The 8,535-nt window shown below is 54.6% G+C and carries 8 protein-coding genes; all 8 read left to right on the forward strand.

What is annotated here, in order from left to right; all coding sequences use genetic code 11:
• Nucleotides 1-2,128: S9 family peptidase (locus FBQ85_22030; GenBank protein MDL1877820.1), on the forward strand; the 2,128-nt coding region annotated here is incomplete at its 5' end.
• A 585-nt stretch (nt 2,129-2,713) separates the two neighbouring features.
• Nucleotides 2,714-2,971: a hypothetical protein gene (locus tag FBQ85_22035; GenBank protein ID MDL1877821.1), complete on the forward strand. Its 258-nt coding sequence runs from the start codon at nt 2,714-2,716 to the stop codon at nt 2,969-2,971.
• Entirely contained in the window at nt 2,972-3,181 is a 210-nt protein-coding gene (locus FBQ85_22040; protein MDL1877822.1) for a hypothetical protein, read from the forward strand.
• A gap of 982 nt (nt 3,182-4,163) precedes the next feature.
• Nucleotides 4,164-5,570 carry a M20/M25/M40 family metallo-hydrolase gene (locus FBQ85_22045; GenBank protein MDL1877823.1) on the forward strand — a complete coding sequence of 469 codons (1,407 nt, stop codon included), beginning with the start codon at nt 4,164-4,166 and terminating at the stop codon, nt 5,568-5,570.
• Nucleotides 5,571-5,575: 5 nt separating this feature from the next.
• Nucleotides 5,576-6,178, forward strand: coding sequence for a hypothetical protein (locus FBQ85_22050; protein MDL1877824.1), 603 nt, complete (start codon nt 5,576-5,578; stop codon nt 6,176-6,178).
• A 42-nt stretch (nt 6,179-6,220) separates the two neighbouring features.
• Nucleotides 6,221-6,589, forward strand: a complete 369-nt coding sequence (locus FBQ85_22055) for a hypothetical protein (GenBank protein MDL1877825.1) — start codon at nt 6,221-6,223, stop codon at nt 6,587-6,589.
• A gap of 235 nt (nt 6,590-6,824) precedes the next feature.
• Nucleotides 6,825-7,913, forward strand: a complete 1,089-nt coding sequence (locus FBQ85_22060) for a linear amide C-N hydrolase (protein ID MDL1877826.1) — start codon at nt 6,825-6,827, stop codon at nt 7,911-7,913.
• On the forward strand, nt 7,768-8,535 hold a 768-nt coding region (locus FBQ85_22065; protein ID MDL1877827.1), incomplete at its 3' end, for a PQQ-like beta-propeller repeat protein. The genes FBQ85_22060 and FBQ85_22065, both read left to right, overlap by 146 nt.

The following is an 8,535-nucleotide window of genomic DNA, read 5'->3' on the forward strand; positions in this document are numbered from 1 at the left end:
GGTGATCACCTTTGTCAAACCCGATGGCGCAGACGGAACGGATTTGATCAGTTTCGATCTCGAACGCGATCAACAAACCGTTTTAGTCGAAGGCGCGAAGTTGCACGCCGAGGACGTGAATCGCCGCATCGCGATTCAGAATTATGCGTTCAGTGCGGACCGCACCCGCTTGTTGATTTACACCGACTCCGCGCCGGTGTGGCGCTTGCCGACCAAAGGCTTTTATTATTTGTATGATTTCGCCGCGCAAAAACTCACGCCGATCAGCAGCCGCGAGAAGAGCTATCAAATGTTTGGCAAACTCAGCGCGAACGGCAAGCACGTGGCGTTCGTGCGCGATCGCAATCTATTCGCAGTGGAATTGGCTAGCATGAAAGAAACGCAACTCACGTTCGACGGCGCCGAGGGCACGATCATCAACGGCACCACGGATTGGGTTTATGAAGAAGAGTTCGGCTTGCGCGACGGCTGGGCATGGAGTCCCAATGGCCGCTATCTCGCTTTTGTGCAACTCGATGAATCAAAGACCAGCGATTTTGTGATGGCGGATTTGCAAGGCGAGCGGCCCGAACTCAAACGCTTTCGCTTTCCGCGCGCGGGCGAGGCGAACAGCGAAATTCGCGTCGGCGTGATCGACATCGCCACCGGCAAGCCGCAATATTTCGCCACCGGCAATTGGCATGAAGACAACGAGGCATACGAATACATCCCGCGCATGGGTTGGACGCCCGCGATCAACGGCAAACATTATGTGTGGATGCTGCGCATGAATCGCGAGCAGAATCACGTTGCGCTATTGCACGGCGATCCCGCAAACGTGCAACTCAAAACTATTTTTGATGACAAAGAAAGCACGTGGGTCGAGCCGTTCGATCCGTTCGGCGGCAATCCCAAACTCGTTTATCTCGAAGACGGCAAGCATGTGCTCTATCAAAGCGAGCGCGACGGCTACAATCATTTGTACCTCTACAAAACCGAAGGCGGGCCGGCGCTACAAATCACACGCGGTGCGTGGGAAGTCACCGCGTTTCATGGTTATGATGCGAAGAGCAAACAGTTTTATTTCACCGCCAATGCCGAAAACCCGGCGGAGCAACATCTTTATCGCCTCGCACTCGATCCGAACAAATCCACCAACTCCCCTTCCGCGCCGGTAAAGATCACGAAAGAAAAGGGCACGCATGGCATCAATTGGTCAAAAGATTGGCGCTACTTCATCGACACCTATTCCAATCGCCACACGCCGCCGGTGACGCGCTTGCACAAAGCCGACGGCGCGCTTGTGAAATTTCTCGAGGACAATGCCGCTTTGCTGCGCACGCTCACGGAATACGATTTCCCCAAAGCGGAATTTCTTACCCTGCCCGGCGCGGACAACAACACGCTGCACGCTTATCTCATCAAACCCACGAACTTCGATCCTTCGCGCAATTATCCTTTGCTCATGTATACGTATGGCGGCCCGGCAGCGCAGAACGTCACGGATTCATGGGACGGTTTCTTTGGATACTTTCATGCGTATTTGGCGCAGCAGCATCAAATCATCGTTACATGCGTTGATAATCGCGGCGCAGCAGGCTACGGCAAAGCGTTCGAAAGCGCGGTTCACAAAAACATGGGAACCGTGGAAGCGCGCGATCAAATCGCTGCGGCAAAATATTTCGGCGCGCTGCCATATGTGGATGAAAAGCGCATCGGCATTTGGGGATGGAGCTACGGCGGCTACAACACGTTGATGGCGATGACGAAGTACGACGGCCCGCAAGTGTTCAAACTCGGCATCGCCATCGCGCCCGGCGGTGATTGGGACATGTACGATACGATTTACACCGAGCGTTACATGTCAACCCCGCAAAAAAATCCGCAAGGCTACAAAGAAGCCTCGCCGCTGAATTTCGTCGCGAACTTGCGCGACGAGCAAGAGTTGCTGATCGTTCACGGCGATCAAGACGACAACGTGCATTTCATCAACACGCTGCACTTGCTCAGAGAATTGCAAAAAAACAAAAAGCGTTTTCAGTTTATGCTCTATCCCGGCGGCAATCACAGCCTGCAAGGCACCGGCAATCCGCTCACGTATCTGCATCTCTTTCAAACGATGACGGAGTTTGTGAAGGAGAATTTGTGAGGCGCTCTGCGCATTACAAGCAAAGACAGAAAAATATTGGGCAGAAAAATTTTAGTGACAATCTGAGTTTTGCACTGAAGCTGACCAAAGCTGCGAAGAGCGCAGGCTCGATCGCGAAACCAATCTGCCCACTGGGTGGTGCATAAAAAATTTAGCACGAGAGGTAGTTTTGCAACGCCGCTAGGAGTGAAATGTTCCTAGTAAAGCCTCGCACCCATTTCCAAAACTCCGATAGGAGTGACATGTTTGATTTCATCATATATTGCCCACGCCAATTCAGCGAAATTCAACATTCCACTCCTACGGAGTTCAAGGACATCGCAGGGCCGCGCTTGCTATAAACATTTCACTCCTAGCGGAGTTGTGTGCGGAGCGCCATTGCTTTTGACCCAGTGGCAGCCGACGTGCAAAATTCAGAGACAATCTCAAAGACTTTCAGTGCGACTCGGTGACTTCGGCGCTCTCAGCGAAAAAGCTTTCCACCGAGTTTCACTGAAGTCACCGAGTGTCGCCGAGAAAAGCATTTAGAATTTTATTCCGAGCTTGCTTCATTCCATCATCTAATCAAATCTAAAGAACACTTGCATGTCAATCTTCAGCAAGCGTCTCGCGGTTCTTTTTTTGTTAGCAGCTAGCGCTGCTGCAAACTCCCAAATCGAAAAACCAGCGTTGCGCGTGCCTCATGCCAACGCCGCAATCATTGACGGCAAGTTGCGCGAGGAAGAATGGAAATCCGCGCTCAAACAAACGTTGGTCGGCGGCGGCGAATTGCACTTACAGCACGACGGTGAATTTCTTTATATCGGCATTGAGAGCGGCAAACCGGGTTGGGCGCATGTGTAAGTGATCGACAACGACACTGTGTTCGTGCATCACGCCTCCGCGGCATTGGGAACGACCACGTACTGGCAAACCGGCGAGTCGTGGCAGCCGCGGCAAAAATTTGTTTGGGCATTGCGCGACACGAGCTTCACCCCACAAAGCCGAAGCCGAGCGCGCGGCTTATTTGCAAGCCAAAGGCTGGTTGGCGAACAACATGAACACGGGAAGTAAAGGCACGCTCGAGTTTAAAATCGCGCGCCGATTTTAAAGGGCGAAAGCGTTCGTCTCGCCGTGGTGTTCGCCGACAATCCCGCCTCGCCGCAATATTGGCCGCAGACTCTCTCCGACGATTGCCGCTAGCGCGAATTGGTTTTCGGCTCGTCGCCGGCCGATCTCAAATTCATCCGCGAGAGTTGGGCGAAGTTGGAGTTGATGAAGGATTAAAGATGAGCCTGAAATGAAAAGTATGCGCCTCATCTTGCACGAATCGTCTTCTTCTGCTCTCTTTCGGGTTGGTCAAGTCATGTTCAAAGCCAAGACGTTTGCAATTCGCCGGAAGCCAATGCTTTCGATTTTCAAATCGGCGTTTGGCAACAGGTCGAGGGCAACCAAGTTCACGAAATTAGGAAAATTTTGAACGGTTGCGCGATTCAAGAAGTCTGGAAGACGAAAGATGGCGAATATGCGGTTGCGACAAAGTCGCTTGATGAAGGCCGGCATCGCGACGGCAAGCACCGCTGGTTTTATTCTTGGGTGTCGTCCGGTTATCATCAACTTTGGGAAGGGCGCTAGGAAGATGGCCAATGGCGTTTTTATCGCGAGTGGTTGCGCGAAGGCAAGCCGATTTTATCGCGCATCTATTGGACGCCGATTGCTGCAAACACGCTGGAGAGAATTGTCGAGCAATCGCGCGACGGCGGCAAGACCTGGATGCCGCACGTGAAGGAAAGATATGCGAGAAAAATGTAAGCCCGAAAATATCACAAGGAGCACAGATGAAATTGCAGTCTCGCTTTGCCGTTGTCACACTTCTTCTCGCCGCGCTGCTCGGTTGGGGATTTTCTCCCCCTCCGAAGTCGAATCCGCCGAACGGAAAATATCGCGGCGCGGAAATGATCACCGCGAATCAATTGAAAGATTATCTCGAGTTCATTGCCTCGGATGAGCTTGAAGGCCGCGACACGCCTTCGCGCGGGCTTGACGTGGCCGCAAAATTTATTGCCACCAATCTTTCGCGTTGGGGCGTGCAGCCCGCGGGCGACAACGGCACGTTCATGCAACGTTTCGCGCTGCAAAAGAGCATCGTGGATTCCGCCCAAACCGCGCTCGAAATCAACGGGCAGCGCTTCAAGTTTGGAACGGACTTCCTCGCGCATTCCGCTTCCGGCTCCGGCGCGGCGAGCGCGCCGCTGATTTATGTCGGCCACGGCATGATGATCAAAGCGAAGAATATCGACGCTTTCGCCGGCCTCGACGTGAAAGGCAAGATCGTGGTGTGGACAAGCGAATTTCCCAAAGGCGTGAGCTTCGCGGATCTCTCCGGCAAGCAGGGCGAAGATTGGCAAATTGCGGCGTTCAACGCGGCGCGGTCGGCGGCATTGCCATCGGCAGTTTTCAAACGCTGACGTTTTGGGAGCAAACACGGAAGAGCACGACGATCACCGGCACGCTCGGCGTGGAAAAATTTCAAGCTGAAGGCCTACGCAAAATTCCCGTGCTCGCGCTGGCGCCGCGCGCCGCGCAGGCGTTGTTTCAAGGCGAGCAATATAGCGCCACAAAAATTTTCAACGGCGCTGCGAGCGGCGAGCCGGTGGCGAGCTTTTCATTCAAACCGGAAAAGAAAATCAGCTTCACCGTTGTGGCAAAGAGCGAGCGCGTGTTCACCCAGAACGTGATCGGCGTGTTGGAGGGCAGCGACGCGAGTTTGAAAAAAGAATACGTCGCGCTCGGCGCGCATTACGATCACGTCGGCGTCGGGACTCCGATCAACGGCGACGCGATTTACAACGGCGCGGATGACGACGGCTCCGGCACGGTGAGCATTCTTGCGATTGCCGAAGCATTTGCAAAAGGCGCACGCCCCAAACGCTCGCTGCTCTTTGTGTGGCATGCGGGCGAAGAGAAGGGCTTGTGGGGCTCGAAATATTTCACGGAGCACCCGACGGTGCCGCTCGATAAAATCGTCGCGCAATTGAATCTCGATATGGTGGGCCGCGCGCAGAAAGCAAACGACGCGAACACGGCTTTGGCCAAGCAACACGAGGTCTTCGTGGTGGGTTCGAAAAAGATGAGCACCGAACTGGGCGCGTTGAGCGAGGCGGTGAATAAAGCGTATTACAATCTCGCGTTCAACTACAAGTACGACGATCCGAAAGATCCCGAAAAGATTTTCTTTCGCAGCGATCATTTCAACTATGCACTGAAGGGCATCCCCATCATCTTTTACACCGATGGCGAGCACGAGGATTATCACAAAGTCACGGATCACGTGGAGAAGATCGATTTCGAGAACATGCTCAAAATTTCGCGCACGGTGTATGCGATGGCGCAGGAGTTAGGCAATGGCAAGCGGCCGGTGGTAGATAAGAAACTCTTGCCGGAGGAGCTGAAAGGATTCTAAGGCGCATGCGCAACGTGCAAAATTCCACCGCAAAATTGCACTGCCCTTTGCTATTCGCGTTTGCAAGTTTGTTCGCCGTCGCTCCGGCTTTGGCGCAAACCGGCAGTGCCTTTCCGCCCGCGTGCCAATCCGCGGAAGCGCGTCAGTTCGATTTCTGGCTCGGCGAATGGAACATCGTGCAGGAAATTTTGCAAGCCGACGGCACGTGGCTCAAGTTGGACGCGGCCACGAAAGTTTCGCGCGCGCTCGACGGCTGTGCGCTGCTCGAATCATGGGAGGGAAAAGTTTTATTCTTTTGGGAGGGCATGAAAACCGCGGAGTTGCTGCGCGGCATGAGCGTGCGCGCTTATGACGCCGAAAAGAAAAAGTGGTCGCTGCATTGGATGGATACGCGGCATCCGCAGTTTGCCGTTTTTGAAGGAAGCTTTGCCAACGGCATCGGCACTTTTTTGCGCGCAACAACCACGGCGCAACATCAGCCGCGGCTCACGCGCATTATGTTTTCCGAAATCACGGCGTCGTCCGTGCGCTGGGAGCTTGCGATCTCCACCGACGCGGGCGCGAACTGGCAACCGCTGTGGGTGATGAACATGCAGCGCAAAAAGTGACGCAGTACACGCGAACTTCTCAAAATAGAATCGATGCTCAACATGCCCGCACTCAAACATCGCCCCGCGCTCGTCTTTCTGCTTGCGCAAAGCTCTTTCATGCTGCTCTGCGGCCCGCGCACGAACTCGGCGCTCGAAGCTCAAACCGTGCGCGCCGTCGCAACAACGAAAGCGCTCGCACCGGATTCGACGCGCGTTGATTTCGCCAAAGACATTGCGCCTCTCGTCGCACAGTGCCAGCCTTGCCATTTTGCGGGCGGAAAAATGTACGCGCAGTTTCCGTTCGACAAGCCGGAGACGATTCGCAAACTCGGCACGCAACTCTTTTCGCGGATAAAAGGTGAGAAGGAGCAAGCGCTGCTGCGAAAATTCTTCGCTCAGAAAGATGACTCGACACAAGCGCGGCTTTGAAGGTGAAACGAAATGTAGCGCCGCGCAGTGCATTCGTTCGCACATGAACTCTCCATACTACCATCGCGCACGCGAAAAAAGAAGCTCACGCAAAGACGCAGAGCCGCAAAGATTACGCAAAGAAAAGCTTCGCGGGTTCTTTGCGCCTTTGCAGCTTTGCGTGCGCTTTTGATTCAGCTTTTGGAATGCGACGCAGTCGCGTTGTGCCTCTAGCAAAACCTTTTGAGAAAATCTCATGAAAAAACTCCCGCTCACTTTCGCCGCCATGCTCGCGCTCGTCTTGCTCGTTCAAACCACCGCTCAGGCCTGCACGACGTTCTGTTTATTTCACGGCAAGGATTTGATCTTTGGCCGCAATTATGATTTCCCGATCGGCTACGGCCACGTCATCATCAACAAGCGCGGCGTGATGAGAACCGCGACGGCGAACGAGGGCGAAGTCGCGGCGCAGTGGACTTCGAAATACGGCAGCCTCACCTTCAATCAATTCGGCCGCGATTTGCCCACGGGCGGCATGAACGAAACCGGCTTGATCGTCGAGCTTTCGCAATTGGATGCGACGCGTTATCCGAGCGCGGACGCGCGTCCCGTGCTCGGCAGTTTGGAATGGATTCAATATCAACTCGACAATGCCGCAACCGTGCAAGAGGTGATGCAGCTTGCCGAAAAAGTTCGCATTCGCTCGCACGTTGGCATTCATTTTTTGATCGCGGATAGCAAGAGCGAAATCGCGAGCGTGGAATTTCTCAACGGCAAACTCGTGACGCATTCCGGCGAGCAAATGCCGATGAAGGCGCTGGCGAACAGCACGTATGAAGAGTCGCTCGCTTATGCGAAACGTTTCGAGAGCAATGCGACACTGCCCACGTCGATGAGCTCGCTAGATCGTTTCGTGCGCGCGGGCGTGATGGCGAAAAATTATAAACCGAGCGCAGGCAAGTCGGCGATTGATTATTCGTTCGACATTCTGCGCAACGTGGCGCAAGGCGCGCACACACAATGGAGCATCGTTTACGACGTGCGCAATCTCGCCGTGCATTTTTTCACGAGCAAAGCGCCGCGCCTGCGCCGCGTGAGTTTGCGGTCGTTCGATTTCAACTGTGCCTCGCCCGTCAAAAATCTCGACGTGAACGCGGACCTCGGCGGCGAGGTTGCGGCAAAGTTTAGCGACTACACGCATGCCGCGAATCGCAAACTGGTTTTCGACTCATTTCAAAACTCGCCGTTCACGAAGCAGGTGCCTGAGAGCGCGTTGGAAGAGATTGCGAAACAGCCGGAGCGCAGCGCGTGCCGCAAAGTTACGGTCGAGGCCGCGAATGAATAAACTCGCACACGCGTCGCTCGTTATTGTTGCCGTGCTCATTGCCTGCGCGGAGCATGAGCCGAATGAAACGCCGCCCGCAATCATGTTTCGCGGCGACGCGCAACATCGCGGCGTGTATAAAGGCCAGGCCGTGCATCAGTTCGAATCCGTGCGCTGGGCCTTCAAGACGAACGGGCCGGTGCGCTCCACGCCCGCGGTGCGCGCGCGCCGTGTTTATTTCGGCAGCGGCGATAGCTGCCTTTACGCCCTCGACGCGCTCACGGGCAACGAGCAATGGCGTTTCAAAACCAACGGCGCGGTGCACTCTTCGCCCGCGCTCGCGCACGGCGCAGTTTATTTTACGAGCCGCGATGAATGCTTTTATGCCGTAAATACGCGCGACGGCAAACTCCTCGCAAAATTTCAAACCGGCGCAACGCGCGCTTATCCGTGGGGCTTCGATTATTTTCTCTCCTCGCCTTTAATCGTCGGCGACATTGCCTATTTCGGCAGCGGCGACGGCCATCTCTATGCGCTCGATCTGCGCCGCAATCAACTCAAATGGAAGTTCGACACGCAAAGCCTCGTGCGCAGCTCGCCGGCTTTATTCGAACAAACCATTTTCTTCGGCGACACGAAAGGC

It is taken from the genome of Cytophagia bacterium CHB2 (assembly GCA_030263535.1).
Classification (GTDB): Bacteria; Zhuqueibacterota; Zhuqueibacteria; order Zhuqueibacterales; family Zhuqueibacteraceae; genus Coneutiohabitans.